Source organism: Mycobacterium sp. (assembly GCF_025965855.1).
Classification (GTDB): Bacteria; Actinomycetota; Actinomycetes; order Mycobacteriales; family Mycobacteriaceae; genus Mycobacterium.
Window position 1 is genome coordinate 1 of record NZ_JAOPWB010000336.1, and the last position, 25,898, is coordinate 25,898.

At 69.6% G+C, this 25,898-nt stretch carries 25 protein-coding genes and 4 pseudogenes; 10 read left to right on the top strand and 19 right to left on the bottom strand.

The features are described 5' to 3' along the window. Window positions 1-608, top strand: a pseudogene (locus tag JWP83_RS28745) (hypothetical protein); the annotation flags it as partial. Here the strand turns inward: JWP83_RS28745 and JWP83_RS28750 are convergent. Further along, a pseudogene (locus tag JWP83_RS28750) lies at window positions 597-851 on the bottom strand (heavy metal translocating P-type ATPase); the annotation flags it as partial. The pseudogenes JWP83_RS28745 and JWP83_RS28750 sit on opposite strands and share 12 nt — an antisense overlap. A gap of 135 nt (window positions 852-986) precedes the next feature. Between JWP83_RS28750 and JWP83_RS28755 the strand changes: the two are divergent. Continuing rightward, window positions 987-1,300 (top strand): annotated as a pseudogene (locus JWP83_RS28755) (arylsulfatase); the annotation flags it as partial. A 9-nt stretch (window positions 1,301-1,309) separates the two neighbouring features. Here JWP83_RS28755 and JWP83_RS28760 read toward each other — a convergent pair. The 3 genes from JWP83_RS28760 to JWP83_RS28770 form a co-directional block, all read right to left on the bottom strand. Next, complete coding sequence (locus JWP83_RS28760) at window positions 1,310-1,522, bottom strand: hypothetical protein (protein ID WP_297738387.1); 213 nt, start codon at window positions 1,520-1,522, stop codon at window positions 1,310-1,312. 81 nt (window positions 1,523-1,603) lie between these two features. Then, entirely contained in the window at window positions 1,604-1,915 is a 312-nt protein-coding gene (locus tag JWP83_RS28765; RefSeq protein WP_297738389.1) for a DUF732 domain-containing protein, read from the bottom strand. Window positions 1,916-2,091: 176 nt separating this feature from the next. Beyond that, on the bottom strand, window positions 2,092-2,445 hold the full coding sequence (locus JWP83_RS28770) for a DUF732 domain-containing protein (RefSeq protein WP_297738391.1): 354 nt from the start codon (window positions 2,443-2,445) through the stop codon (window positions 2,092-2,094). Window positions 2,446-2,614: 169 nt separating this feature from the next. Between JWP83_RS28770 and JWP83_RS28775 the strand changes: the two genes are divergently transcribed. After that, window positions 2,615-3,541, top strand: coding sequence for a PHB depolymerase family esterase (locus JWP83_RS28775; RefSeq protein ID WP_297738393.1), 927 nt, complete (start codon window positions 2,615-2,617; stop codon window positions 3,539-3,541). Between the two features lie 81 nt (window positions 3,542-3,622). Next, window positions 3,623-4,735 carry a phosphate ABC transporter substrate-binding protein PstS gene (gene pstS / locus JWP83_RS28780; RefSeq protein WP_297738395.1) on the top strand — a complete coding sequence of 371 codons (1,113 nt, stop codon included), beginning with the start codon at window positions 3,623-3,625 and terminating at the stop codon, window positions 4,733-4,735. Window positions 4,736-4,748: 13 nt separating this feature from the next. On the opposite strand, the gene JWP83_RS28785 is transcribed toward pstS, so the two are convergent. From JWP83_RS28785 to JWP83_RS28810, 6 genes are all read right to left on the bottom strand, one after another. After that, complete coding sequence (locus JWP83_RS28785; protein ID WP_297738397.1) at window positions 4,749-5,063, bottom strand: DUF732 domain-containing protein; 315 nt, start codon at window positions 5,061-5,063, stop codon at window positions 4,749-4,751. Window positions 5,064-5,164: 101 nt separating this feature from the next. Then, entirely contained in the window at window positions 5,165-5,920 is a 756-nt protein-coding gene (gene nei2, locus JWP83_RS28790; RefSeq protein WP_297738399.1) for an endonuclease VIII Nei2, read from the bottom strand. 13 nt (window positions 5,921-5,933) lie between these two features. Beyond that, the gene (locus JWP83_RS28795; protein ID WP_297738401.1) at window positions 5,934-10,517 is read right to left on the bottom strand and encodes an ATP-dependent helicase; all 4,584 of its coding nucleotides are present in this window, start codon (window positions 10,515-10,517) and stop codon (window positions 5,934-5,936) included. 40 nt (window positions 10,518-10,557) lie between these two features. Beyond that, window positions 10,558-11,223, bottom strand: a complete 666-nt coding sequence (locus JWP83_RS28800; protein WP_297738403.1) for a TetR/AcrR family transcriptional regulator — start codon at window positions 11,221-11,223, stop codon at window positions 10,558-10,560. Between the two features lie 40 nt (window positions 11,224-11,263). Next, window positions 11,264-12,775 (bottom strand): aldehyde dehydrogenase family protein, encoded by a 1,512-nt coding sequence (locus tag JWP83_RS28805; RefSeq protein WP_297738405.1) that lies wholly within the window; start codon window positions 12,773-12,775, stop codon window positions 11,264-11,266. Beyond that, a complete protein-coding gene (locus JWP83_RS28810; protein WP_297738407.1) occupies window positions 12,772-14,016 on the bottom strand; it encodes a VOC family protein in 1,245 nt (414 codons plus the stop codon). The genes JWP83_RS28805 and JWP83_RS28810 overlap by 4 nt, the downstream gene beginning before the upstream one ends. Window positions 14,017-14,058: 42 nt before the next feature. Between JWP83_RS28810 and JWP83_RS28815 the strand changes: the two genes are divergently transcribed. The 3 genes from JWP83_RS28815 to JWP83_RS28825 all read left to right on the top strand — a co-directional run bounded on the left by JWP83_RS28815 (window position 14,059) and on the right by JWP83_RS28825 (window position 16,422). Next, window positions 14,059-14,511: an Lrp/AsnC family transcriptional regulator gene (locus JWP83_RS28815; protein WP_297738409.1), complete on the top strand. Its 453-nt coding sequence runs from the start codon at window positions 14,059-14,061 to the stop codon at window positions 14,509-14,511. 53 nt (window positions 14,512-14,564) lie between these two features. Continuing rightward, on the top strand, window positions 14,565-15,878 hold the full coding sequence (lat, locus tag JWP83_RS28820; RefSeq protein ID WP_297738411.1) for an L-lysine 6-transaminase: 1,314 nt from the start codon (window positions 14,565-14,567) through the stop codon (window positions 15,876-15,878). Window positions 15,879-16,038: 160 nt separating this feature from the next. Continuing rightward, window positions 16,039-16,422 (top strand): hypothetical protein, encoded by a 384-nt coding sequence (locus tag JWP83_RS28825; RefSeq protein WP_297738413.1) that lies wholly within the window; start codon window positions 16,039-16,041, stop codon window positions 16,420-16,422. 62 nt (window positions 16,423-16,484) lie between these two features. On the opposite strand, the pseudogene usfY reads toward JWP83_RS28825, so the two are convergent. Together usfY and JWP83_RS28835 are read right to left on the bottom strand one after the other, a co-directional pair. Continuing rightward, a pseudogene (gene usfY, locus JWP83_RS28830) lies at window positions 16,485-16,745 on the bottom strand (protein UsfY); the annotation flags it as partial. A gap of 16 nt (window positions 16,746-16,761) precedes the next feature. Beyond that, window positions 16,762-17,145: a phage holin family protein gene (locus tag JWP83_RS28835; protein WP_297738416.1), complete on the bottom strand. Its 384-nt coding sequence runs from the start codon at window positions 17,143-17,145 to the stop codon at window positions 16,762-16,764. A 254-nt stretch (window positions 17,146-17,399) separates the two neighbouring features. On the opposite strand from JWP83_RS28835, the gene JWP83_RS28840 reads away from it, so the two are divergent. Continuing rightward, window positions 17,400-17,837 carry an anti-sigma regulatory factor gene (locus JWP83_RS28840; RefSeq protein ID WP_297738453.1) on the top strand — a complete coding sequence of 146 codons (438 nt, stop codon included), beginning with the start codon at window positions 17,400-17,402 and terminating at the stop codon, window positions 17,835-17,837. Then, window positions 17,834-18,622, top strand: coding sequence for an RNA polymerase sigma factor SigF (locus JWP83_RS28845; protein ID WP_297738418.1), 789 nt, complete (start codon window positions 17,834-17,836; stop codon window positions 18,620-18,622). The genes JWP83_RS28840 and JWP83_RS28845 overlap by 4 nt, the downstream gene beginning before the upstream one ends. Here JWP83_RS28845 and JWP83_RS28850 read toward each other — a convergent pair. From JWP83_RS28850 to JWP83_RS28880, 7 genes are all read right to left on the bottom strand, one after another. Then, window positions 18,593-19,024 (bottom strand): STAS domain-containing protein, encoded by a 432-nt coding sequence (locus JWP83_RS28850; RefSeq protein ID WP_297738420.1) that lies wholly within the window; start codon window positions 19,022-19,024, stop codon window positions 18,593-18,595. The genes JWP83_RS28845 and JWP83_RS28850 overlap by 30 nt on opposite strands. A gap of 172 nt (window positions 19,025-19,196) precedes the next feature. Next, window positions 19,197-20,990 (bottom strand): acetyl/propionyl/methylcrotonyl-CoA carboxylase subunit alpha, encoded by a 1,794-nt coding sequence (locus tag JWP83_RS28855; protein WP_297738422.1) that lies wholly within the window; start codon window positions 20,988-20,990, stop codon window positions 19,197-19,199. 108 nt (window positions 20,991-21,098) lie between these two features. Beyond that, window positions 21,099-21,518, bottom strand: a complete 420-nt coding sequence (locus JWP83_RS28860; RefSeq protein WP_297738424.1) for a SufE family protein — start codon at window positions 21,516-21,518, stop codon at window positions 21,099-21,101. Further along, a complete protein-coding gene (locus JWP83_RS28865; RefSeq protein ID WP_297738426.1) occupies window positions 21,518-22,408 on the bottom strand; it encodes a sulfurtransferase in 891 nt (296 codons plus the stop codon). The genes JWP83_RS28860 and JWP83_RS28865 overlap by 1 nt, the downstream gene beginning before the upstream one ends. Before the next feature lie 99 nt (window positions 22,409-22,507). Further along, window positions 22,508-23,140: a nucleoside triphosphate pyrophosphatase gene (locus JWP83_RS28870; RefSeq protein ID WP_297738428.1), complete on the bottom strand. Its 633-nt coding sequence runs from the start codon at window positions 23,138-23,140 to the stop codon at window positions 22,508-22,510. Next, a complete protein-coding gene (locus JWP83_RS28875; RefSeq protein ID WP_297738430.1) occupies window positions 23,137-23,373 on the bottom strand; it encodes an acyl-CoA carboxylase subunit epsilon in 237 nt (78 codons plus the stop codon). The genes JWP83_RS28870 and JWP83_RS28875 overlap by 4 nt, the downstream gene beginning before the upstream one ends. Next, a complete protein-coding gene (locus tag JWP83_RS28880) occupies window positions 23,370-25,019 on the bottom strand; it encodes an acyl-CoA carboxylase subunit beta (protein ID WP_297738433.1) in 1,650 nt (549 codons plus the stop codon). The genes JWP83_RS28875 and JWP83_RS28880 overlap by 4 nt, the downstream gene beginning before the upstream one ends. A gap of 64 nt (window positions 25,020-25,083) precedes the next feature. On the opposite strand from JWP83_RS28880, the gene JWP83_RS28885 reads away from it, so the two are divergent. Next, window positions 25,084-25,896, top strand: coding sequence for a biotin--[acetyl-CoA-carboxylase] ligase (locus tag JWP83_RS28885; RefSeq protein WP_297738435.1), 813 nt, complete (start codon window positions 25,084-25,086; stop codon window positions 25,894-25,896). Window positions 25,897-25,898: the final 2 nt, after the last annotated feature.

Below are 25,898 nucleotides of genomic sequence, written 5' to 3' on the forward strand. Positions count from 1 at the left end.
CGGCCTCGATATTGCAGAGCATCTTCGCCCCCAACACCAACGCGACGGGGACGGGGCTGGCCGGGCTGTTGAACCTGTTCTCGGGCAGCTCCCAATCATCGTTCGGGTCGTTGTTGAACTCCAACATATTGAACCCCGGCATCCTCACCTCGACCGTCCCCGGCTCGGGATTTCCCATCAACCTGCTCAGCTATCTGGCGCAGAGCAATTCGGCCCAGGCACTCCAGAGCGTGGGAGGCGACATCGGCCAGGGCCTGTCGGAGGGAGAAACGGCCCTGGGAGGGGCGGCGGCCGAACTGGCCGATGCGATCAGGGCCGCCGGAACGGCGCCGACGGCGGCAGTGGGCGTTGGGGTTTCGATCGGCAGGCTGACCATGCCGCCCGCCGTGGTCGGAATGTTGGCCGCCTCGCAAACGCCGGTGCAGCTCGCGGCGGCGGTGTCGCCGCTTGCCGCCGACGAATCCGGGTTCCCCTTCATGCCGCCGCCCATGATGCCGCCGGTGACGCCACGCGACAAGCGCAAGCGCGAGGGGCGTGACTACGACGACATCGAAATCGGGCTGGAGATCAAGGGGACCTTCATGACCCGCCCGCCCTCAGCGGGCTGAGGCCTGCGGCGCGTCGGGTTCGTCCGTCGCCAGGGTGAAGTAATTCTCTTCCTCCTGCACGAAGTGCCGCCGCAGCAGGGCGTATAGCCCGTACATCCAGGCGAGCAGGTCGCCGACTTGGTCCGCTCCGATGGAGCCGGTGCTTTGAGCGAGCGCCACCTGCGCGCCGATCCGGTCCGACAGCCGCTGTATTTCGGCGTGGGTTCGGCTCATGGTTGCGGTGGCTTCGCCGGTGCCCAGCGGGTGGCCAGCGTCGGGTTGATGCTGGGCGTGCCGGAGGCCATCGAATTCCGCACCGGCCGGTTCGTGGAATCGCTCGCGACGCAAACGCTGATCATCTTCGCCATCCGAACGCGAGTGGTGCCGTTCTTCCGCAGCCGCATGCTGTTCGAGTCCGATCGACCCGCCCCGGGCTCCGGCGGCCGGGTGACGCTGTGGGCCGACGATCGGCTGATGGTTGACGGCGCGATGGCCAACACTGTGCCGTTGGCCTTCACGTCCACGCCGGGTTGGACATCAGCCGCGACAACGGCCTGGTCGTGGACCGCGACTACGAGGACAGGGCGCGCTACGCGTTCACCGGGACCGTCAAGGAGGTCGTCTTCGACCTCAAACCCGTTCCGCCCGAAGCCGAGCAGCCGCTGCACGAGCACGCGGCGGTGCAGGCGGTCGGACGGGGTTCCGCGGGCTGAAGCCGGAGCCTACTGCTGGGCCCGGGCGAGATTCCCGCCGGCCAGGCCGGACTGGATACCCCGGTCGATCTGGTCGGCGACGGAGGACCCGCCGTTCGAGACCGTCTGCGGGCAGTTGCAGCTGAGATCGTTGAACACGCTGGGGTCAGCGCCGGCGGGTGCTGCCACCGCCACCGCCGCCCCGACGGCAAGAGTGGCGCTGACAAGGATTTTCGATACCAATCGTTGTTCTCCGCGGTAGTTGGTGTCTGAATGGTATGAGGCACAACGTCCAGTCCTTGCTAGCGCGAGGTTGCGATCAGGTTAAGACGCATACTTGGGGCAGTACGCCCGAATGCTCGCGCCGACGAAGAAACCGGCGTGGTAGCCGTCCAGGCCGCTGTTGCCCATGACAGTGGATGCGACCTGGTTCACGGTCCTGCCGGTACCAAGTTCGTCGCAGACCTCGTGGCCGGCGATGAAGGCCTTCTCCGGCGATCCGAAATGGATGCCCTTCCCGCTCAGCGCCGCCAGGAACGCGTCATCGCTGGCGTCGGCACGGGCGATCGCCGCCGTCGCCGCCAGGGGGGCGAGCGCGGCCAGCACGACCAGGGGGGCGATACGGGTGATTGTCACTTCGCCTCCTTCCTCGTCAGCGCGGTTGCCATCCCTTTGCCATTTGTTGCCGACGCGACCTGAGCCGCGAATTCCGCACACTACAGCTTGGCATAATGCAACGGCCGCCGAATTGCAATCACGGCGACACGAAAGGCGTTCCCGCCGCCCGGTTTCACGATTACTGGTGGTGTGCGTCAGGAGGGCATGTCGGCGTATTGCGGGCAGTACGCGCGTTCGGAAAGGGCGACGAAGTAGCCGGCGTTGTCGCCGTCGATGCCGCTGCTGTTCATCACGTCGGTCGCGATCTGTTCCTGCGTCTTACCCATATCCAGTTGGTGGCAGACCAAATGGCCGGCCGCGATCGCGGATTTGGGCGACTCGTGCTCGATGCCGTGGTTATGCAGCGCGGTGATGAACGCGTCGTCGGTGCCGTCGGCGTGAGCCGTCGGGGCCGCCGTCACCGGACCGAGCAGCGCGACCGCCGGTATGAAGCCGGCAGCCAACAGCGACAGCAGCCGGCCGGGCTTGCGGGTACCGGTACTCGTCATTTCTAATACCCCCAAGGTTTGAGAAGATCCGTTGTTTGACGACTGAAGGTTCGGCCGCCAACGTTGCACGCAGGTTACAGCTCGGCATCATCCAATCATCGCGGATATTGCGAACATCGCAACAATCGTTCCCCCCTCGATCCGCGAGCCCGCTGGGTAGCTTGACGACATGCCGTACCCGCGCTGGTTGTCGCTCGCCGTTCTGGCGTTCTGCGCGGTAGGCATCGTGGGCTGTGGTGTGCGGCACGTGTCGGCGGCCAGCGCTCAAGATCTGTCCGGCACGTTGCGTTCCGGCGGCATGGACCGCACCTACACGTTGCACGTGCCGCCCGGCGATCCCGTCGCCCTGGTGCTCAGCCTGCACGGCGGGGGCGGCACCGGAACAGGGCAGCAGGGCCTGACCGACTTCGACACCGTCGCCGACGCCAACAACCTACTGGTGGCCTATCCCGATGGTTACGACAAGAGCTGGGCCGACGGTCGGGGGGCGTCGCCGGCGGACCGCCGCCACGTCGACGACGTCGGGTTCCTGGTCGCGCTGGCGGGAAAGCTGCAAAGCGACTACAAGATCGCGCCCGGGCACGTCTTCGCCACCGGCATGTCCAACGGGGGCTTCATGTCCAACAGGCTGGCGTGTGACCGCGCCGACGTCTTCGCCGCGATCGCGCCCGTGGCGGGCACGCTGGGCGCGGGCGTCGCCTGCCATCCGTCGCGGCCGGTGTCCGTCCTGGAGGCACACGGAACGGCCGACCCGCTGGTGCCGTTCAACGGCGGGAACGTGCGCGGTCGGGGCGGGGTCAGCCACTCCGTCTCGGCGACCAGCATGGTGGATACGTGGCGCTCGGCCGATGGGTGCCAAGGTGATCCGTCGACGCAGGTGCTACCCGGCGTCGGGGACGGCACCGTCGTGCACCGCTTCGACTCCGCGGCGTGCGCGGCGTCCACGGAGGTGGTCTTCTATCAGATCGACAACGGCGGGCACACGTGGCCGGGGGGCAAGCAATACCTGCCCCAGGCGATCGTCGGGCGCACCTCGCGCGCCCTGGACGCCTCGGAGGTCATCGCCCAGTTTTTCCTCGCGCACGCCCGGGATTAGACGCCGCGCGGCAGCAGGGCGATCTTGTTACTATGCCTCATGGCGGCGATCGTGTCATCGGTACCATTCACGAGAATTCGATTGAAACTCAATCGATTTGGCGCCGCGATGAGCATTCTGGCCGCCGCTGCGGTGGCGTTGTCCGCGTGTGACGGTGACAACCACGCCGCCGGGGGAAGTGCGACGACGGGCGCGTCGCCGGCGAAGGTGGCGTGCGGCGGCAAACCGACCCTGCGGGCCAGCGGTTCCACCGCCCAGGCGAACGCGATGACCCGTTTCGTCAAGGCTTTCGAACAGGCCTGCCCGGGGCAGTCCCTGAATTACACCGCGAATGGTTCCGGCGCCGGGATTAGCGAATTCCTCGGCAACCAAACGGATTTCGGTGGCTCGGACTCACCGCTGAACAAGGACGAGTACGCCAAGGCGCAGCAGCGGTGCGGCTCGCCGGTGTGGAACCTGCCGGTGGTGTTCGGCCCCATCGCCGTCGCCTACAACGTCAACGGTGTGACTTCGCTGAACCTCGACGGCGCGACCGCGGCCAGGATCTTCAACGGCGGCATCACCGGCTGGAACGATCCCGCGGTCTCCGCGCTCAACCCCGGTGTCGCCTTGCCCGCCGAGCCGATTCGCGTCGTGTTCCGCAGCGACGAGTCCGGCACCACCGACAACTTCCAGCGGTATCTCGACACCGCTTCCAACGGCGCGTGGGGCAAGGGCGCCGGAAAGGCGTTCAACGGCGGTGTCGGCGAGGGGGCTAGGGGCAACGACGGTGCCGCCGCGGCCGTCAAGAGCACCGAGGGGTCGATTACCTACAACGAATGGTCGTTCGCCCAGGCGCAACACCTGAACATGGCCAAGGTCCTCACGTCGGCCGGCCCGGACCCGGTGGCGATCAGCCCGGACTCGGTGGGCAAGACGATCTCCGCCGCGTGGTTCATCAGCAGGGGCAACGACCTCGCCCTCGACACCATCTCGTTCTACCGGCCCAACCAGCCCGACGCCTACCCGATCGCGCTGGCGACGTACGAGATCGTGTGCTCCAAATACCCCGACCCACAGGTCGGTACGGCGGTAAAGGCGTTCCTGCAGAGCACCATCGGTGCCGGCCAGGATGGCCTGGCGGACAACGGATACGTTCCCATTCCGCAGGAATTCAAGTCGCGGTTGTCGACCGCGGTCGACGCCGTCTCATGATCGGACGTCAGGATCAGCGATACCTCGGGCAGTACGCGGCGATGCTCGCACCGATGAAGAACCCGGCGCGATAGCCGTCCAGGTTGCTGTTCGTCATCACCTCGGAGGCGACGTCGGGCTTTTGTTTGCCGATGTCGAGTTCGTCGCAGACCTCGTGGCCGGCGATGATCGCGGCCTGCGGTGAGGCGAATTCGATGCCCTTGTTCTTCACCGCGGTCACGAACAGGTTATCGACCGCGTCGGCGTTCGCGGTCGGGGAGACCCGCGTGGCGAGGCTCAGCAGCGCCAGGGCAAGGCCGGCCGATAGGCGCGCTCGGGTGGTCGTCATCGCTGGGACCTCCCGCCGGGTAGTGATGACGGCAATCCGAGCCGCTGACACTGAGATCATTGCATGTCGACCTCGGACGAGCGAAAGTTGCGGGGCCCCGCTCAACGCTGGCAGGACGGGCACCAGTACGTCACCCGTTCGCCGCCGTCGCCGTAGTTGATGCGGGTGCCGCAGCGACGGCACGGTTGCCCGGCCCGCCCGTACACCCACAGCTGCCGGCCCGCCCGGGTGTCGCCGGTGGTGCAGCGGTTCCAGCGGAAGCGGTTGGTCCACAGCATGTCTCGGGCGCGGGAGACGAACCGGCGCGGATCGGTGACCGCGCTGACCGGCGCGGTGGGCAGGTGGCCGCTGACGAAACACAGCTCGTTGCAATAGACATTGCCGATCCCGGCCAGCATCCGCTGGTCCAGCAGCGCCTCGCCGATCGGCCGGTCGGGGCGGGCGGCCAGGTTGGCGGCGGCGCGCCCGGGGTCCCAGTCCGCGCCCAGCAGATCGGGTCCCAGGTGCGCGACCGCGTCGCCGTCGCGGTCCCGCTCCAGTATCTCCAGCACACCCAGGTCGAGCCCCACGGCGCGAACACCGTTGGCCTCCAAAACGATCCGGGCCCGGTGATCCACCCGCACCGGCCGGTTGCCGACCCGCCAGCTGCCGTCCATCTTCAGATGCGAGTGAATGCTGGCCCGCCCCACCCGGATGAACAAGTGCTTGCCGCGGCTGAGCACTTCGTCGACCACCTGGCCGGTCAGGTCGACGGTGGCAAACCGCGGAACCCGGACGTCGCAACGCGTCAGCGTGCGCCCGGCCAGGTGCTGTCGCAGCATGGCCGCGGTATGCCAGACGGTGTCACCCTCGGGCATCAGCCATCGCAGGTCATCGCAGGCGCATTCCGCGCGGGGTGCGGGCGAACCCGGCCTCGGCCAGCGCCTCGGCGACCGGGTTCGGTCCGCCGGCGTGGGGTTGCAGCGCCGGCGTGCCGTCGATGCGTTCGACCAGGATCGAGGCGACGCGCCGGGCGGCGACCAGGTCGGCCATCGCCGCGGCCGCGGCATGGTCGGCCGCGGGGTCGTCGGTGAAGGTCAGCAGGGACCGTCCGCCGCGCTCCAGGAACCAGGCCAGCTTGCCGTCCACCAGCACCACCAGCGCCCCCGCCTTGCGGCCCGGCCGGGCCCCGGGGCCCTCTCCGTCGGCGCGGGGGGCCGGCCACGGCAGCGCGGCGCCGTAGGGGTTGGCCGGATCGGCGGCGGCCAGCGCGAGCGCCCGGTATTCCGGCCGTTCGGAATCGACGTCGTCGGTGTAGCTGCGCAGCCGGTCGACGGTGGATGCGACGGCGAATTGGGCGCCGCCCAGCGACTCGACGAAATAGCCGCGCTGGCACCTGCCGGCCTCCTCGAACGTGCTCAGCACCTTGTAGAGCGTCGCGAATCCGCCCGGCACGCCCTCGGCCGCCACCGCGCCCCTGGTGAGCACGCCGTGGCGGTTGAGCAGCAGCTCGGCCTGGTAGTGGGCCCGCAGCGTGGAATCCGGCTCGGCGGCCGGCAGCGCCGACCATCGCCCGGCCACGGCCGGGTCGGTGCTGCGGTGCTGGGCGTGCGCCACGCTGTAGCGGCTCAGCCGCGGCGGGCGGCGCGTCCGGTACGCCGGCGCGGAACGCTTGCGGCCGCCCGCGCCGCCGAGCATCGCGCGCAGCGGCGCGAACGTGTCGCCGGTGACCCAGCCGGCCCAGATCAGGTCCCACAGCGCGTCTTTGAGCACCGTCTCGCCGATCGCGTCCTGGGCGAGCTGGCGGAAGAAGTACGCACCGCCTCCGGCCAGCGTGTCCAGGATCGCGCGGTGGGCGTCGGTGAAGTCGAGCTCGGCGGCCCCGGCCAGGGTCAGAGGCGCGGAATCGCTCGCGTGCAGCGCGATCCAGCCGTCGCCGGCCGAGATCGACCCGGCGCCCGACCAGGTGACCTCGCCGGTGGCGAGCAGTTCGTCCAGCATCGCGGGGGAGTAGTCACGGACCCGCGGGGCCAGGACGAGCGGTTCGATCGCCGAGGCCGGCATCCGGACACCGGCCAGCTGATCGATCACCGACATCAGCCCGTCCAGCCCGGAATGGCCGGCGGTTACCCCGTGCCAGGCCGGCAGGAAACGCCCGTACGCGGCGGTGCTCACCGGCTCCACCTGCGCGCGCAGCGCCGCCAGCGAACGCCGCCGCAGGATGCGCAGCACGTCGGCGTCGCACCACTGCTCGCCGCCGGCACCCCCGGGGGCCGATATCTCGGATATCGCAGACGCGCCGACGAACTCGCCGCGCACCACCCGGCCGTCGGCGGCCAGCCGGCCCAGCACGTCGGCGGTCACCCGCAGGCCCAGGCCGAACCGCGCGGCCGCCTCAGCCGTGGTGAACGGGGTGTGCGTGCGCGCGTAGCGGCCCAGCAGCTCGCCCAGCGGGTCGGCCACCGCCTCGGTGAAGGCGGCCGGCACCCCCAGCGGGACCGCCGCCCCGATCCCGTCGCGCAACCGGCCGATGTCCTCGACGGCCACCCACCAGCTGCGGCCGGCGAACGACACCGTCAGCGCGCGCCTGGCGGCCCGCAACCCCTCCAGCCAGCCGCCGGTGCCGTCGGCGCCACCGGCCCGGGCTGCGACCTCGTCCTCGGTCAGCGGACCCAGCAGTCGCAGCAGGTCCGCGACGCCCTCGGCGTCGCGCGCGGCCCGGTCGGCCGACAGGTGCTGCAGTTGCCGGCCCGTCGCGGCGATGACGTCGGGATCGAGCAGCTCGCGCAGCTCCACCCGGCCCAGCAGCTCGGCCAGCAGGGTGCTGTCCAGCGAGAGCGCCGCGGCCCGGCGCTCCGCCAGCGGGGTGTCGCCCTCGTACATGAACGCGCCGACGTAACCGAACAACAGTGACGCCGCGAACGGGGACGGTCTCGCGGTTTCCGTCTCGAGCACCCGCACCTTACGCTGGGCGATGCCGGCCATCAGCCCGGTCAGCGCAGGGACGTCGTAGACGTCCTGCAGGCATTCGCGGATGGTCTCGAGCACCACCGGGAAGTCGGGGTATTTGCGCGCCACGTCCAGCAGCTGGGCCGCGCGCTGGCGTTGGTGCCAGAGCGGCGAACGGCGGCCGGGGTGGCGCCGGGGCAACAGCAGCGCGCGCGCCGCGCACTCCCGGAACCGCGACGCGAACAGCGCCGAACCGCCCACCTCGGCGGTGACGATCGGGTCGATCTCATCGGCGTCGAAGACGAACAGCTCTGCCCCGGCCGGGGTTTCCTCCAGGGTGTCGGGTAAATGCACCACAATGCCGTCGTCGGAGGCGGTCGGCTTCTCGTCGAGGCCGTATCGTTCGCGCAGCCGCCGGCCCACGGCCAGCGCGAGCGGCCCATGCACCCGCAGCCCGTACGGCGAGTGCAGTATCACGCGCCAATCGCCCAGCTCGTCGCGGAACCGCTCGACCAAGAGGGTGGTGTCGGTGGGCACCACCCCGGCGGCGGTGCGCTGCTCGTCCAGCAGCCCCCACAGGTTATCGATCGCGTAGGCATCGAAACCCAAAGCGGCGCAACGCTTGTCGAATGCCTCGCGGTTCAGGCCGGCCAGCTCCCCGGTGAACGCGCCGAGCGCGGCGCCGAGCTCGGCGGGGCGGCCCACGTCGTCGCCGCGCCAGAACGGCAACCGGGCCGGCTGTCCCGGCGCGGGGATCACCAGCACCCGGTCGTGGGTGATCTCGGTGATCCGCCAACTGGTGGCTCCCAGCGAGATCACGTCGCCGGGACGGGACTCATACACCATCTCCTCGTCCAGCTCGCCCACCCGCGACGGCTTTTCGGCCTCCGAAGCCAGGTACACGGTGAACAGCCCGCGGTCGGGGATGGCGCCGCCGGACGTGACGGCCAGCCGCTGCGCACCGGGCCGCGCGGTCAGCGTGCCGGTATCGCGGTCGTAGACCAGGCGCGGGCGCAGCTCGGCGAATTCGGTGGACGGGTACTTGCCGGACAGCAGGTCCAGGGTGGCCTCGTACACGCTGCGCGGCAGCGTCGCGAACGGGGCGGCCCGCCGCACGGTGTCGAACCACCGGTCGGCGTCCAGCGGCTCCAGAGCGGCGGCCGCCACGGTCTGTTGGGCGAGGATGTCCAGCGGGTTGGCGGGCATCCGCATCGTCTCGATCTGCCCGGCGAGCATGCGCTGCACGGTCACCGCGCACCCGATCAGGTCGGTGCGGTGCTTGGGGAACAGCACCCCCCGCGAGACCTCGCCGACCTGGTGGCCGGCCCGCCCGATGCGTTGCAGGCCGCTGGCCACCGACGGCGGCGCCTCCACCTGGATCACCAGGTCGACGGCGCCCATGTCGATGCCCAGCTCCAGGCTCGACGTCGCCACCACCGCCTTGAGCAGCCCGCGTTTGAGGTCCTCCTCGACCAGGGCGCGCTGCTCCTTGCTGACCGAACCGTGGTGGGCGCGCGCCAGCAGCGGGGGCGCGCCGAAGGTCTGGCCGCTGGCCATGAGGTGCGCCGGGGCTCCGCCCGCAACTTTCGGGTTCAGCTCGGTCGACAGGTCGATGCCGGCGCGTTCGGCATGGATCTCGTTGAGCCGGGAGGTCAGCCGTTCGGCCAGCCGCCGCGAGTTGGCGAACACGATGGTCGAGCCGTGCGATTCGATCAAATCCACCAGGCGCGCCTCGACGTCGGGCCAGATGGTGTTGCTCGCCAGGTTGGCCATGTCGGGCACCGGCACCTGCACCGTGAGCTCGATGGTCTTGGCCGACGGCGGCGCCACGACGGTTGTCCGAGTCGTCGGGCCTCCTCCGGACAAAAAGCGCGCCAGCTCCTCGGGCGGGCGCACGGTCGCCGACAACCCGATGCGCTGCGCGGCCCGCCCCTCGCGAAGGTCGTCCAGCCGCTCCAGGGACAGAGCGAGATGCGCCCCGCGCTTGCCGCCGGCGATGGCGTGAATCTCGTCGACGATCACCGTCTGCACGCCAGCCAGGGTTTCGCGCGCCGCCGACGTCAGCATCAAAAACAGCGACTCCGGCGTGGTGATCAGCACGTCGGGCGGGTGGGCGACGAGCTGACGGCGGACCGGCGGTGGGGTGTCGCCGGAGCGGACCCCGACACTGATGTCGGGCGGCGGCAGGCCATGGCGCTCGGCGATCCTGGTGAGCCCGGCCAGCGGGGTGCGCAGGTTGCGTTCGACGTCGACCGCCAGCGCCTTGAGGGGGGACACGTACAGCACGCGCGTGCCGCCGGGCCGGTCGGCCGAGCCGGCGAGACTGTCCAGGGCCCACAGGAACGCCGCGAGCGTCTTGCCGGATCCGGTCGGCGCGATGACCAGGGTGTTGTCCCCGTCGGCGATGGCCTCCCAGGCCTGCGCCTGCGCGGTGGTCGGCGCGGCGAAGGTGCTGGCGAACCACTCGCGGGTGGTCGCGCTGAACCGGCCCAGCGGGTCGGGGCGGGAACCAGTGCGAGTGCTCACCCAACCATGGTGCCAACAGACACCGACATCAAGCGGGCTCTCACAGCCTCGAGGTCGCCATGGCCTCGTACAGTTCGGGCGGAATCTTGTCCACCCGGGCGATGCCGTCCAGCAGCGCGTGCGCGCACGCGTCGGCCAGCCGGTCGGCGTCGGCGGTGGGGTCCATGATGCGCTGCCGGCAGATCTCGAAGGTGAAGGCCAGCCAGCCCTGGATGATCACCCGCAGGTCCCGCTCGACAGTCGGTTCCAGCGCGCTGGTATCCGGCATCCCGCTGACGACCTCGCCGATGCGGGACATGATGTGTTCCATCTGGCGGTTCTTGGCCTCGTCGTCGATGCCGAGCAGGACCGGGTCGGACCGGCCGAGACCCACGTAGGCGGCCCAGGCGGCCTCCGGATTCGACTCGTGATAGGCCATGTAGGCCATCACGCCGGTCCGGATCTCCTCGAACATCGTCATGCCCGCGGGTGCCGGGTTGTTGGTGGCCTCGTACAGCCGGTCGGCCTCGTCCTTGACAACCGCGGCGAAGAACGCCCGCTTGTCCGGGAAGTAGTGGTACATCAGCGCGCGGGACACACCCGCGCGCTCGGCTATCTCGTCGATGCGGACCTCGTCGTAGGGTCGCTTCCCAAAGACTTCTGCCCCCAAAGCGAGCAGCTCGGCTCGTCGATCCTCTGGGGATAACCGCCTTCTGGCTGTTGGCATGTGTCAGATAGTACTCACACGAAATGAGACCACATCGCGTTTATCCGAACTCCACACCCTGGGCCAGCGGTAACGCCGCGGAGTAATTGACGGTGTTGGTACTTCGGCGCATGTAGGCCTTCCACGCGTCGGAGCCGGACTCCCGCCCGCCCCCGGTTTGCTTCTCGCCGCCGAACGCGCCGCCGATCTCGGCGCCCGACGTGCCGATGTTGACGTTGGCGATGCCGCAGTCGGATCCGTCCAGGAAACGCTCGGCCTCCCGCAGATCGGTGGTGAAAATGGCCGACGAAAGCCCCTGCGGCACCCCATTGTTGAGCGCGATCGCCTCGTCCAGGTCGTCGTAGGTCAGCACATAGAGGATCGGCGCGAACGTTTCGGTGGCCACGATGGCGGTCTGTGCGGGCATGCGGACGACGGCGGGCGCGACGTAGTAGGCGCTCGGATGGGCGCCGTGAAAACGCTCACCGCCGAGGACCTCGCCGCCGTCGGCGCGCGCCTGCTCCAGGGCCCCGACCATGTCGCGGTAGGCGGTCTCGTGGATGAGCGGGCCGACAAGCGTGCCCGGCGCCGACGGCTCGCCGATCGGCAGCCGCGCGCAGGCGGCGGCGACCCGGGCCACCACGTCGTCGGCCACCGAGCGGTGGACGATGAGCCGGCGCAGGCTGGTACAGCGCTGGCCGGCGGTGCCGGCGGCGGCGAACACGATGGCGCGCACGGCCAGGTCGAGGTCGGCCGACGGCGTCACGACGGCCGCGTTGTTGCCGCCCAGCTCCAGCAGGGACCGTCCGAAGCGCGCGGCGACCCGCGGGCCGACGGCCCGGCCCATGCGCACCGAGCCGGTCGCGGACACCAACGCGATCCGCGGGTCGTCCACCAGCCGCTCGCCGAGGTCGCGCTCGCCCAGGACCAGGCCGCTCACCGAGGCGGGGGCACCGATGTCGGCGGCGGCCCGGCCGATCAGCGCCTGGCAGGCCAGCGCCGTCAGCGGCGTCAGCTCCGAGGGCTTCCACACCACCGTGTCCCCGCACACGAGCGCCACGGCGGCGTTCCACGCCCACACGGCAACCGGGAAGTTGAACGCGGTGATCACGCCGACCACACCGAGCGGATGCCAGGTCTCCAGCAGGCGATGCCCGGGGCGCTCCGATGCGATCGTGCGGCCGTACAGCTGGCGCGACAGGCCCACGGCGAACTGGCAGACGTCGATCATTTCCTGCACCTCGCCGAGCGCCTCGGAGGTGATCTTGCCCACCTCGAGGGTCACCAACGTCGCCAGGTCGTCCTTGTGCCGGGTGAGCAGCTCGCCGAGCCGGGCCACCAGCGCGCCGCGAGCCGGGGCCGGCGTGCTGCGCCACGCCGAGAACGCTCCGGCGGCCTCGGCGATGATGCTGTCGGCCCGCTCGGGTGTGGTGTGCGGGACGGTGAACAGCACCTCGCCGGTGATCGGTGTGCTGGCGGGCAGCCCGTGCCCGGTCGGCTCGCCGAGGACGACGTCGGTTCCGATCGCATCCAGCGCGTGACAGGCCCGGGCGCGCAACTCCTCGGTACTCATCGGGATGCCTCCTCGTAAAGTGCGTACGGGTCGTGGACATCGCGGCCGATGGCCCCCGCCAGCCACCGCGCGTCGTAGCCCGAGTCGTCGGCCGCCGCCCGCGCCCGGGTGTCGCGGTCCAGGTTGGAGCGGAAGATGCCCGCCGCCGAGGCCGGCAGGAAGTCTTCGTAGACGATCGGCGCCGACGGGTCGCCGCCGCGATAGTAGGCCAGCCCCTGGGCGGCCATCTCCTCGTCGGTCGACGGGAAGTACCGGCTCCACGCTCGGACCGGGTTGGTGGCTGCCATCGCGGCGTCGTAGCGCTCGCGCCCCTTCGGGGTCAGCGCGACACCGCGCGCTTCGACTTCGCCGAATCGCACTCGCAGGCTGCCCGCGCTGACGCGGCCGTCCCGGCCGCGAAACAGGCGGGGTTCGGCGAGCGCGCGAAACGAAGTCTGGCGCAACAGGACCGCGGGCCCGTCGGTGCGGGGCGGCCCCTGGATGGCGTCGATCATGGTGACGCCGCGCGCGCTCATCCGGCGATAGAGCTCGTCGATGTCGAGCACCCGCGGCGTCAGGTGGTTGATGTGGGTGGAGCCCACGCCGGCGATGTCGGCGGCCACCGCCGACACCCGGGACAGCTCGTCGTACCAGGCCTTGTCGATGGGCTCGCGCGACAGCGCGAACGCCGCCACCGCCGCCGCCACGAAAGCCCGCGCCTCGTCGGCACCGCACGTGCCTTCGGCCGCAATCATTCGTGCCCGCGCGACCAATGCGGGGTCGAACAGCCGGCGGCGCGCGACGAAGGTCTCCACGCGGGCCCGCAGGTCGGGGCCGAAGTAGCGCGGGTCCCGGGTGGCCAGCATCGAGGTGAAGACCCGGAACGGGTTGCGCGCCAGCTCGTTCGTGTCGACGGGACGAAAGGCCGTCGACACCACCGGAATCGGTGCCCCGGCGCGGCGCAGGTCGTAGAAGCCCACCGGGTACATGCCGAAGGCGGCGAACAGGTCGGCGACGGCGGCCAGTTCGGCCGGGCCCCCCACCCGGATGGCGCCGTGCCGCTCGGCGGTGACCCGATCCAGCGACCCGAGCCTCTCGGCGCCGGCATGCCGCGCCATGTAGGCGGCGTTGACCTGCCCGCTTACCTCGACCAGCGTGCCGTACGCGGGCACCTCCCCGGCGTACATCGCGGACAGGCCGGCGGCGAACTGCGCGCGCAGCTGCCAGGCATCCAGCTTCTCGGGCCCCTGCCGCGGGCTCATGCCGCGCCCTTAGATCCGGCTTTGCTGCGATAGTCTCCGGCAATGGGTGACGCGCTCGACGACATTGACCGGACCCTGGTGCGCGAGCTGGTCGCGAACGGGCGCGCCACCCTGGCGGAGCTTGCCGCGAGGGCGGGGCTGTCGGTCTCGGCGGTCCAGTCGCGGGTGCGCCGGCTGGAGTCGCGCGGCGTGGTGTCGGGGTATGCCGCGCGGATCGACCCGGAGGCGGTCGGGCACCTGCTGTCGGCGTTCGTGGCCATCACTCCCTTGGATCCCTCTCAACCCGATGATGCGCCCGCCCGCCTGGAACACATCGCGGAGATCGAGTCGTGTCACTCGGTGGCCGGCGAGGAGAGCTACGTCTTGCTGGTTCGCGTCGGGTCCGCGCGGGCGCTCGAGGACCTGCTGCAGCGGATCCGGACAGCGGCCGACGTCCAGACCCGAAGCACCATCATCCTCAATACTTTTTACAGTGATCGGCAATACATACCATAATGTTTCCTGTCAAAGCATCATAATTCCGTAAAAAATCCGATAGCATGGACGGCATGACCGCCGCCGTCACCGACCGGGTTCACGAGACGCTGTCGCGCAGCATGCTGGTCGACGGTTTCGACCTGGTGCTGGACCTGACCCGGTCGGCCGGCTCCTACCTGGTCGACGCGCGGGACGGCCGCCGCTACCTCGACATGTTCACGTTCGTCGCCTCCTCGGCGCTGGGCATGAACCACCCGGCGCTGGCCGACGACAACGACTTCCGCATGGAGCTCCTCCAGGCCGCGCTGAACAAGCCGAGCAACCCCGACGTGCCCTCGGCGGCGATGGCCGGCTTCGTCGAGACCTTCGTCCGGGTGCTGGGCGACCCCGCGCTGCCGCACCTGTTCTTCGTCGAAGGCGGGGCGCTGGCGGTGGAGAACGCGCTAAAGGTCGCGTTCGACTGGAAGAGCCGGCACAACGAGGCGCGCGGCATCGATCCGGCGCTCGGCACCCGGGTGCTGCACCTGCGCGGCGCGTTTCACGGCCGCAGCGGCTACACCCTGTCGCTGACCAACACCAAGCCGGTCAGCGTGGCCCGCTTCCCGAAGTTCGACTGGCCGCGCATCGACGCGCCCCACCTGCGGCCCGGGCCGGATATGGACGATCTCGAGGCGGAGTCGCTGCGCCAGGCCCGGGCGGCCTTCGACGCGCACCCGCACGACATCGCGTGCTTCGTGGCCGAACCCATCCAGGGCGAGGGCGGCGACCGCCACTTCCGTCCCGAGTTCTTCGCCGCGATGCGCCGGCTGTGCGACGAACGCGACGCGCTGTTGATCTTCGACGAGGTGCAGACCGGTTGCGGGCTGACCGGAACCCCGTGGGCCTACCAGCAATTGGGTGTGCAGCCGGACGTGGTGGCGTTCGGCAAGAAGACGCAGGTGTGTGGCGTCATGGCCGGCCGCCGGGTCGACGAGATCGCCGACAATGTGTTCGCGGTCGCCTCGCGGCTCAACTCGACGTGGGGCGGCAACCTGGCCGACATGGTGCGGGCCCGCCGCATCCTGGAGGTGATCGAGGCCGACGGGTTGTTCGACCGTGCCGCCGAACAGGGCAGGTACCTGCTGGGCCGACTGGTCGAATTGGCCTGCGACTTCCCGGCGGTGGTTCTCGACCCCCGCGGCCGCGGCCTGATGTGCGCGTTCAGCCTGCCGACGAACGCCGACCGCGAGGAGGTGATCGGTCAGCTGTGGCAACGTCGGGTGATCGCGCTGCGCTCGGGCGAAGACGGCGTTCGCTTCCGTCCCGCGCTGACGGTTTCCCGCACGGAAATCGACGCGCTCATTTCCGCGCTGCGCGGCGCTTTGACGGCCGTGATGCAGGGCTGATGGCGGTTTACCCAGGTTTGGCGCGGGGTATTTGTTCCCATGCGGTCTTCCGCCAGGGCCGGGACCCGGGGCGCGGTCGAAAAAACCATCGTGGCGCGGGTAACTAATTCGACGCAGCGAACGATGGACTAAGAGAAATCAGCGGACACGAGGGGTAAGGATGCAGAGAGCAGATGAGCGGTCGCCCGGTGACCGCCTGGGGCAGGAGGACAGCGAGGTGCACGCCGCCATCCGGTTTGCCGTCCTCGCCGCCGCCGCAGGGGTCGGCTTCTTGGTTCTTGCCGCATTGTGGGTCAGCACCTGCCCCGGCACGGGCGTCGACACGGTGGCCTGTGGCGCACCCCAGCGGACGATGCTGGCGTTGGGCGGTCCGCTGATCCTGTTCGCCGGGGGGCTGTGGGCGTTCCTGCGCACCTACCGGGTATGGAAGGTCCACGGCACCTGGTGGGGATGGCACGGCGCGGGCTGGTTTTTGCTGACGCTGATGGTGGTGGCGCTGGGCCTGGGGGTTTCGCCGATCGCGGGCCCGGTGCCGGCCCTCTGACCGGCATCGACTAGACGCGCGATTCGTGTGGGGCTCTCGGGTGGTGCGACGACGGGCCACTGCTCGTCGATGCGGGTCACGCGGCGATGCTCGACGACGAACCACAGCGCCCCGGCGACCGTGCCCAGCACGGCGACGAGCCCCGTCGTGGCGAGCCACTCGTAATGGCCGTAGGCGGCGGCGGCCGTCGTGCTGATCATCCCCGCCACCGCGACGATCAGCAGGATGAACCCGGGCCAGTAGAGGTTGTCCTTCATCGTGAAACCGGCGTGCGGTTGCGTGGTCCGGAAATGGTCCGTTGGATCGCGATGCCTGTCGCTCATCACCCCTCCTCCGTCGTCAGGTTGTCGAGCCGGCCGGATCGCGAACCAGCACCCCGGGCAGCGAAATCGCCCCGACCGTGGTCACGAGCCACACGATGATCGTTGCGGCAAGCCAGGACGCGACGCCGCGGATGGTGAGCCCGTGCGTGAACGCCGCGGCGAGGCTCAACGCGACGAGGGTCAGCACCAGGCCGGTGCCCCCGAGGAGCAGCGACGCGTACGCACGTGGCAACTTCACGATCAACAACGACAAGGTGGCCTGCGCTGCCGAGAACAACACCACGGCGACGATGAACCCCGACGCCGACACCGAAACACCGGGGACGACCCAGGCCGCCACGAGCAGGCCGACGGCCCACGATGTCAGAAGCACAACCGCCCCCAGCAAAGCCTGCTTCATGTCAATAAGTGTAGGTCTCGGGGTGGGGACTGTTAAGGGCCTGCGGACTGGGTTATTCGCCGCCGCAAATGGGTATCAGCTCTAAACCATGATGAGTGCCGGAAGGGTCGCCTCAGCGACACCGACGTCAACGTCTACTGCGAGAAAGATCAACATGACCAGCGGCGGCTATAGTGACTAACCGGCTGGAACCGACGGTCGACGGCGAGCTGCGCAGCGGTAGTAGTGTCAAGCCGACATTGCCGGGAGACCATATGACCGATCCGGGATTTCGCGCCAACAAGCGTCAACGCGGCCACCGCGCCGTCGAATTGCGCGTTGCGGCACGCCTCGAGAATCTGGCGATGCTGCGCACGCTGGTCGGTGCCATCGGCACCTTCGAGGACCTGGATTTCGATGCCGTCGCGGACCTGCGGCTCGCGGTAGACGAGGTGTGCACCCGCTTGATTCGCTCGGCCACGCCGGACGCGACGCTGGTCGTCGTGGTCGACCCGCACGACGACGAATTGGTGGTGGAGGCGTCCGCGGCGTGCGACACCCACGATGTGGTGGCGCCCGGCAGCTTCAGCTGGCATGTCCTGACATCTCTGGCCGACGAAGTCCAGACTTTCCACGACGGTCGCGAACCCAATGAAACCGGCAGTGTTTTCGGTATCACGCTGACCGCGCGACGGGCGGCCTCTAGCAGGTGACAGCGCGAGCTGCCGGCGGTTCGGTTTCGCGGCCGAACGAGTATGCGGACGTCCCGGAGATGTTCCGCGAATTGGCCAGCATCGCCCCCGATTCGATGGAATTCCAGCGCCAGCGGGACAAGATCGTGGAGCGTTGCCTGCCGCTGGCCGATCACATCGCCCGCCGGTTCGAGGGCCGGGGCGAACCGCGGGACGACCTCGTTCAGGTGGCGCGGGTCGGCCTGGTCAACGCGGTCGTCCGCTTCGACGTCGAGGCCGGGTCGGACTTCGTCTCGTTCGCGGTGCCCACGATCATGGGGGAGGTCCGCCGTCACTTCCGCGACAACAGCTGGTCGGTCAAGGTCCCGCGGCGCCTGAAGGAACTGCACCTGAGGCTGGGCACCGCGACCGCCGATCTGTCCCAACGGCTCGGCCGCGCGCCGACCGCAACCGAACTGGCCTCGGAACTCGGCATGGAACGGGACGAGGTCGTCGAGGGCCTGGTGGCGGGCAGCTCCTACAACACGTTGTCCATCGACACCGGCGGCGGCAGCGACGACGACGACGTCCGTGCCATCGCCGACACGTTGGGTGACGTGGACGCCGGCCTCGACCGCATCGAGGATCGCGAGGCGTTGCGCCCCCTGCTCGAGGCGCTGCCCGAGCGGGAACGAATGGTGTTGGTCCTCAGGTTTTTTGAGTCGATGACACAGACGCAAATCGCCGAGCGGGTCGGCATCTCACAGATGCACGTCTCGCGGCTGCTGGCCAAGTCGCTAACGCGGCTGCGGGACCAGCTGCAGTAGCGGTCGCGAGTCGTCGCCGCCGGAGCGGGTCGGCCCCAGTAGCTGCTCGGCGCGCGGCGTCGTCACCGGCAAGGTGCCGTCGGGGTCGCAGATGCTCAACAACCGCGACACCGCCGGGCTCGGCGCCATGGCCCAGTCGATCTGGGCGGCCGAGCAGGCGACGTTTATTCGGTGTAACGCCGAAAAGCCAGCGGTACCAATGAATTCCAGACCGCGAAGGTCAAGGATCACGCGCGCCGAATGCCTGACGCTGCGTTGCACGTAGGCCGCGAGCTGATCGGCGTTGGCGGCGTCGAGCTCGCCGTCCACGGTGATCACGGCGCCCGACGCGCTCGAGCGGGCGGTGAACTGCGCCGTGCGGCTCTGTTGCCAGGATTGGGCCACAGACATGCTTTTCTCCATCATTGAGGAGGGTCTTGCTGTGGATGACGGCGACCGGGAGCTCGCATTCCCGCGTCGCTGACGTAATCCGGGTGGCTGTGAACTCAACCTGACCCGAACCATACCCGCGACGGGCCGGGTCCGACAACGTTTACTTAACCATTTCCCAGGGATGCAGGTCGGGCCGGTTCGGCTACTTGATCTCGGCGAGCACGGTGCCCTGGGTGATGGCCGCGCCGGCCTCGACCGCGAGCCCGGTGATGGTGCCGTCCTTGTGCGCGGTGACCGGGTTTTCCATCTTCATCGCCTCGAGGACCACCACCAGGTCGCCCACGGCGACCTCCTGGCCTTCCTCGACCGCGACCTTGACCACGGTGCCCTGCATGGGCGCGGTCACCGCGTCGCCGGAGGCCGTAGCGCCCGCGTGCGATCCGCGCTTGCGCGGCTTGGGCTTTTTCCTGATGACCCCGGCCGGGTCGGCGGAACCGTTTGCCAGCGCCAGGTCACCGGGCAGCGACACCTCGAGCCGGCGCCCGCCGACCTCGACGACCACCTTCTGCCGGGGCCGGGCGTCCTCTTCGTCGAGCGGCTCGCCGCCCGTGAAGGGTTCGACGGTGTTGTCCCACTCGGTCTCGATCCAGCGGGTGTGCACCGTGAAACCGTCCTCGTCGCCGATGAACGCCGGGTCGGACACCACGGCGCGGTGGAACGGGATGACCGTGGCCAGTCCCTCGACCTCGAACTCGTCCAGGGCGCGCCGGGCGCGCGCCAGCGCCTCGGAGCGGTTGGCGCCGTGCACGATCAGCTTGGCCAGCATCGAGTCGAACTGGCCGCCGATCACCGAGCCGGTCTCCACGCCGGAGTCCATCCGCACGCCCGGGCCGGCGGGCGGGTGGAACTTGGTCACGGGGCCCGGGGCGGGCAGGAAGTTGCGGCCGGCGTCCTCGCCGTTGATCCGGAACTCGATGGCATGCCCGCGTGGGGTGGGGTCCTCGGTGAGGTCCAGCTTCTCGCCGTTGGCGATCTTGAACTGCTGCAACACCAGGTCGATGCCCGCAGTCTCCTCGGTGACGGGGTGCTCGACCTGGAGGCGGGTGTTGACCTCCAGGAAGGAGATCAGGCCGTCCTGGCCGACGAGGTACTCGACCGTTCCCGCGCCGTAGTAGTGCGCCTCTTTGCAGATCCGCTTGGCCGATTCGTGGATCTCCTTGCGCTGCGCGTCCGTCAGGAACGGCGCGGGCGCCTCCTCGACCAGCTTCTGGAAGCGGCGCTGCAGCGAGCAGTCGCGGGTGCCGGCGACGACGACGTTGCCGTGCTGGTCGGCGATCACCTGCGCCTCGACGTGGCGCGGCTTGTCCAGGTACCGCTCGACGAAGCATTCGCCGCGGCCGAACGCCGCGACGGCCTCGCGGGTGGCGGAGTCGAACAGCTCGGGGATCTCCTCGAGGGTGCGGGCCACCTTCATGCCCCGGCCACCGCCGCCGAAGGCGGCCTTGATCGCGATCGGCACGCCGTACTCCTGGGCGAAGGCCACCACCTCGTCGGCGTCCTTGACCGGGTCGGGGGTGCCGGGCACCAGCGGGGCCTGGGCGCGGGCGGCGATGTGGCGGGCGGTGACCTTGTCGCCCAGGTCGCGGATCGACTGCGGGCTGGGGCCGATCCAGATCAGGCCGGCGTCGATGACCGCCTGGGCGAAGTCGGCGTTCTCGGACAGGAATCCGTAGCCGGGGTGGATGGCGTTGGCGCCGGACTTCTCCGCCGCGTCGAGGATCTTGCCGAAGTCCAGGTAGGACTCCGCGGAGGTTTGACCACCCAGGGCGAATGCCTCGTCGGCCAGGCGCACGTGCGGCGCGTCGGCGTCGGGCTCCGCGTACACCGCCACGCTGGGCAGGCCCGCATCGCGGGCCGCGCGGATCACCCGGACGGCGATCTCACCGCGATTGGCGACGAGCACCTTGGCGATCCTCGAGCTGGCGTGACTAGCCACTTCGCCTCCTGTTTGGCTGGATGTCTCTTCGTCTCTAAGAGATTTTCTTACAAGTCTTGTCCCGGGAAGTTTATGCGCCGCGCCGTAAGCGGCACTACCCGGCTCCGCTCAACCGCTCTCGCGCAGGCGCCTTTTGATGCGGGCGAGCATCGCCGACATGCCGCGCAGCCGCAGCGGGCTGATCAGAGCGGCCAGGCCCAGATCGGTGTAGAAATCCTCGGGCACCGCGAGGATGTCGGCGGCGGGTTGCTCGTCCAGACCGGCGGCCAGGATCGACGCGAATCCCCGGGTGGTGGGCGCCTCGGCGGGCGCGCTGAAGTGCAGCCGCACCCGGTTGCGGTCGCTGGCATCGACGTGCAGGAACAGCGGCGACTGGCATTCGGGCACCGGCTCCATCGCCGTTTCTTCGAGGTCGGAGGGCAGCGCCGGAAGGTCGTTCGCGAATTCCAGCAACAGCGTCAGCTTGTCCTGGCCCTGGACTTCGGCGAAGTCGGACACCACCTCGGCCAGCGGGGCGGGCATGCTCATCAGACTGGAACGGCTCCCGGCTGCTCGCCGGCGACGATGGGCACGCGCACGGTGTTGCCCCACTCGGTCCACGATCCGTCGTAGTTGCGGACCCCGGGCTTGCCCAGCAAGTGCGTGAGCACGAACCAGGTGTGGCTGGACCGCTCGCCGATGCGGCAATAGACGACGGTCTTGTCGTCCGGCTGCAGGAAGCCGTAGAGCTCTTCGAGCTCCTCGCGGCCGCGGAATCGGCCGCTCTCGTCGGCCGCCTTCCCCCACGGGATCGACCGGGCGGTGGGGATGTGCCCGGCCCGCAGCGCGCCCTCCTCCGGGTAGTCGGGCATGTGGGTGCGCTTGCCCGTGTACTCGTCCGGCGAGCGTACGTCGATGAGCGGCTGGGCGCCGAGGATGGCCAGCACGTCGTCCTTGTACGCGCGGATGGGCTCGTCGTTGCGCTGCACGACGGGGTAGCCGCTCGACGTCTCGGTCGGGACGTCCAGGGTGGTGTCGCGGCGCTCGGCCAGCCACAGGTCGCGCCCACCGTTGAGCAGGCGCACGTCGGGGTGGCCGAACAGCGTGAAGACCCACAACGCGTAGGCCGCCCACCAGTTGCTCTTGTCGCCGTAGATCACCACTGTGTCGTCGCGGGCGATGCCCTTGCGGTCCATCAACTCGGCGAACTGCTCGCCGTTGATGTAGTCGCGGACCCGCGGGTCGTTGAGGTCGGTGTGCCAGTCGATCTTGACCGCGCCGGGAATGTGGCCGACGTCGTAGAGCAACACGTCCTCGTCGGACTCGACGATCGCCAGGCCGCGAGTGCCCATGTGGGCGGACAGCCAATCGGCGGTGACCAGTCGTTCGGGGTGGGCGTATTCGGTCAGGGAGGGGTCTGGGTCGGGGGGTAATGACACACCTCAAAGCCTACTCATCACACCATTTCGTCTCCGCCCCAACGTCGACTTGTTGTCGGCGGTTCGTGGGCGGACGGCCCAACAAGTCGACGCTCGGCGTTAGTTACCCGCCCACAGCGCGGCCACGGACAGCCCGGTCCGCCCCAGCAGGGAGCGCAGCAGCGGCAGGCTCACGCCGATCACGTTTGACGGATCGCCGTCGATCCCGTCGACGAACCAGCCGCCCAGCCCGTCAAGGGTGAAGCCTCCTGCCACCTGCAGTGGTTCGCCGTTGGCGACGTAGGCTCGCAGATCAGCGTCGGCTGGCGCGCCGAAATGCACTGTGGTACGGGCTGATTGAACTTCCCGGTGGGTTACCGCGCCGGCACGCAGCCGCAGCAGGCAGTGCCCGGTGTGCAGCCGGCCCGACCGACCGCCGATCAGCCGCCACTGGCTCAGGGCGGCGTCGGCCGATCCCGGCTTACCGCACAGGCGTCCGTCGATGCAGAGCATCGAATCACAGCCGAGGACAACGCAGTCCGACGCGATGGTGCCATCGAGCCTGCCCGCGACGTCTTCGGCCTTGGCCGCGGCCAGCGCGCAGACCACCTCGTCCGGCGAAGCGTCGGGCCCCAGGCCCGCGGCGATCAGATCCTCGTCGACCCCGGACACCACCACCACCGGTTCGATGCCGGCCTGGCGCAGCACCTTGAGGCGGCCGGGTGAGGCCGACCCCAGCACCAGCCGGGTCACTGCCTCATGTGCGTCATTTGCTGCATGGTGAGCCGCTGGAAGTTCGACATCGCGTAGCGCAGCCGGTCGACCGCGAGCCCCCAGCGGGTGTGCTCGGGCTGGATGGGTTCGGGGGAGGCGGCGCCCACGCCGCCGAGCACGACCATCAGCGCGGCCAGCTCCGCGTCGGTGGGACGGCCCTTGAGGATGTGAATGTGCGGCTCGTGCGGCTGTTGCGCCTGCTCGTCTGTCATAGCGGAATGTTCCCGTGCTTCTTGGGCGGCAGGTGGGAGATCTTGCGTTCCAGCAAGCGCAGCGCGGTGCCGATGTAGCCGCGGGTGTACGACGGCGGGATCACCGCGTCGACGTATCCCCGCTCGGCCGCGACGTACGGGTTGACCAGCGTGTCCTCGTACTCCTGCTGCAACTGCAGCCGCAGCGCGTCCACGTCCTCGCCGTTCTTGGCGGCCTCGGCCAGCTGTTGGCGGTACACGAAGCCGACCGCGCCGGAGGCGCCCATCACCGCGATCTGGGCGGTCGGCCAGGCCAGGTTGACGTCGCAGCCCATGTCCTTGGAGCCCATGACGCAGTAGGCGCCGCCGTAGGCCTTGCGGGTGATGACGGTGATCTTGGGTACGGTCGCCTCGCCGTAGGCGAACAGCAGCTTGGCGCCGCGGCGGATGATGCCGTTGTACTCCTGGCCGGTGCCCGGCAGGAAGCCCGGAACGTCGACCAGCATGACGATCGGGATGTTGAAGCAGTCGCAGGTGCGCACGAACCGGGCGGCTTTCTCCGAGGCGTTGATGTCCAGGCAGCCGGCGAACTGGGTGGGCTGGTTGGCCACGATCCCGACCGGCCGGCCGTCGACACGGCCGAATCCGACGACGATGTTCTGCGCGTAACCGCCCTGGACCTCCAAGAATTCGTCATCGTCGAGAATCCGGGTGATGACCTCGTGCATGTCGTAGGGCTGGTTGGGCGAGTCCGGGATCAGCGTGTCCAGCTCGAGGTCCTCGTCGGTGAGGTTGTCCTCGATAGGCCCTGCCGGGGCCTCCGCTTGGTAGCGGGGGGCGTCGGTGGCGTTGTTGGGTGGGAGGTAGCTCAGCAGGTCGCGGACCCAGTCGAAGGCGTCCTGCTCGCCGGAGGCGACGTAGTGCAACGTGCCCGACTTGGCCATGTGGGTGTGGGCGCCGCCGAGTTCCTCCATGGTGACGTCCTCGCCGGTCACCGTCTTGATGACGTCGGGGCCGGTGATGAACATCTGGCTGGTCTGGTCGACCATGATGACGAAGTCGGTCAGGGCGGGGGAGTAGACGTGGCCACCCGCGGCCGCGCCCATGATGAGCGAGATCTGCGGGACGACCCCGGACGCCAGGATGTTGTTGCGGAAGATCCGGCTGTAGAGGCCGAGCGAGACGACGCCCTCCTGGATGCGCGCGCCGGCGCCGTCGTTGATGCCGATCAGGGGGCGGCCGGTCTTGATCGCCAGTTCCTGGACCTTGACGATCTTCTCGCCGTACACCTCGCCGAGGCTGCCGCCGAACACCGTGGCGTCCTGGCTGAAGATGCACACGTCGCGGCCGTCGATGGTGCCGTAGCCGGTGACGACGCCGTCGCCGAGCGGGCGGTTGGATTCCAGGCCGAAGTTGCTGCTGCGGTGCCTGGCCAGGGCGTCGAGTTCGACGAACGAATCCTCGTCCAGGAGCGCGTAGATGCGCTCGCGGGCGGTCAGCTTGCCCTTGGCGTGCACCTTCTCGACGGCGGTCTCACCGACCGGATGCAGTGACTGTTCGCGCCGCTTGTGCAGTTCGGCCAGCTTGCCCGCGGTGGTGTGGATGTCGATGGTGTGTTCGCTGGACCGCTCTGCGGAATGGTCCGAGCGGGAGGTAACGCTTGTCATGGAACTCGATGCTATCGGCAGCCCCCGCGGCGGTGTTTAGGCTGGGCTCGAAAGGAGATGCGAGTTGGACCGGGATCAGCTCAGGACGCCACTGGACGCCGCCGCGCTGCGCGCCGAGCTGATCGGGACCGGGCTGGGCTGGCGCCAGCTCGACGTCGTCGAGCGCACCGGCTCCACCAACGCCGACCTGTTGGCGCGCGCCGCGGCGGGGACCGACGTCGCCGGGGGGGTGCTGATCGCCGAGCACCAGACGGCCGGCCGCGGGCGCCACGGACGCGGATGGACGGCCAGCCCGCGCGCCCAGATCACGATGTCGGTGGGCGTCAGCGTCGTCGACGTGCCGACCGAGGGGTGGGGCTGGCTGTCGCTGGCCGCCGGCGTGGCGATCGTCGACGCGGTGTTGGCCGTGACCGGGGTGCGGGCGGGCCTCAAGTGGCCCAACGACGTGCTGGCCGGTCCGCCGGAGTCCCCGGGCAAGCTGGCGGGCATCCTCGCCGAGGTGGCCCGCCCGGTCGTGGTCATTGGCTTGGGGCTCAACGTGACTCAGGCTCCCGAGGAGGTGGACGGGCCCGGCGCCACCTCGCTGTTCGACCTCGGCGTGTCCGAGCCCGATCGCGGCCGGCTGGTCTGCGCGGTGCTGACGGAGCTCGGCAGGCGCATCGTGGCCTGGCGGGCCGCGCGCGGGGCCGACTGGGCGCTGGCCGCCGACTACCGGGCGCGCAGCCTGACCATCGGCCACGCCGTGCGCGCCCAGCTGCCCGGCGGCAAGGAGGTCGTCGGCACCGCGACCGCCGTCGACGACCAGGGCAGGTTGTGTCTGGAGGCGGGCGGCCAATCCGTCGTGGTTTCGGCCGGTGACGTGGTGCATTTGCGGTAGCT

Bases quoted from the DNA above. Each gene is read 5' to 3' on its own strand.
- JWP83_RS28770 (WP_297738391.1), bottom strand. From the start codon at position 2,445: ATGACGAGTACCGGTACCCGCAAGCCCGGCCGGCTGCTGTCGCTGTTG.
- JWP83_RS28835 (WP_297738416.1), bottom strand. From the start codon at position 17,145: ATGAAGCAGGCTTTGCTGGGGGCGGTTGTGCTTCTGACATCGTGGGCC.
- JWP83_RS28840 (WP_297738453.1), top strand. From the start codon at position 17,400: ATGACCGATCCGGGATTTCGCGCCAACAAGCGTCAACGCGGCCACCGC.
- JWP83_RS28815 (WP_297738409.1), top strand. From the start codon at position 14,059: ATGGGTGACGCGCTCGACGACATTGACCGGACCCTGGTGCGCGAGCTG.
- nei2 (WP_297738399.1), bottom strand. From the start codon at position 5,920: ATGCCCGAGGGTGACACCGTCTGGCATACCGCGGCCATGCTGCGACAG.
- JWP83_RS28825 (WP_297738413.1), top strand. From the start codon at position 16,039: ATGCAGAGAGCAGATGAGCGGTCGCCCGGTGACCGCCTGGGGCAGGAG.
- JWP83_RS28875 (WP_297738430.1), bottom strand. From the start codon at position 23,373: ATGACAGACGAGCAGGCGCAACAGCCGCACGAGCCGCACATTCACATC.
- JWP83_RS28810 (WP_297738407.1), bottom strand. From the start codon at position 14,016: ATGAGCCCGCGGCAGGGGCCCGAGAAGCTGGATGCCTGGCAGCTGCGC.
- JWP83_RS28805 (WP_297738405.1), bottom strand. From the start codon at position 12,775: ATGAGTACCGAGGAGTTGCGCGCCCGGGCCTGTCACGCGCTGGATGCG.
- JWP83_RS28785 (WP_297738397.1), bottom strand. From the start codon at position 5,063: ATGACGACCACCCGAGCGCGCCTATCGGCCGGCCTTGCCCTGGCGCTG.
- JWP83_RS28850 (WP_297738420.1), bottom strand. From the start codon at position 19,024: ATGGAGAAAAGCATGTCTGTGGCCCAATCCTGGCAACAGAGCCGCACG.
- lat (WP_297738411.1), top strand. From the start codon at position 14,565: ATGACCGCCGCCGTCACCGACCGGGTTCACGAGACGCTGTCGCGCAGC.
- JWP83_RS28880 (WP_297738433.1), bottom strand. From the start codon at position 25,019: ATGACAAGCGTTACCTCCCGCTCGGACCATTCCGCAGAGCGGTCCAGC.
- JWP83_RS28775 (WP_297738393.1), top strand. From the start codon at position 2,615: ATGCCGTACCCGCGCTGGTTGTCGCTCGCCGTTCTGGCGTTCTGCGCG.
- JWP83_RS28800 (WP_297738403.1), bottom strand. From the start codon at position 11,223: ATGCCAACAGCCAGAAGGCGGTTATCCCCAGAGGATCGACGAGCCGAG.
- JWP83_RS28860 (WP_297738424.1), bottom strand. From the start codon at position 21,518: ATGAGCATGCCCGCCCCGCTGGCCGAGGTGGTGTCCGACTTCGCCGAA.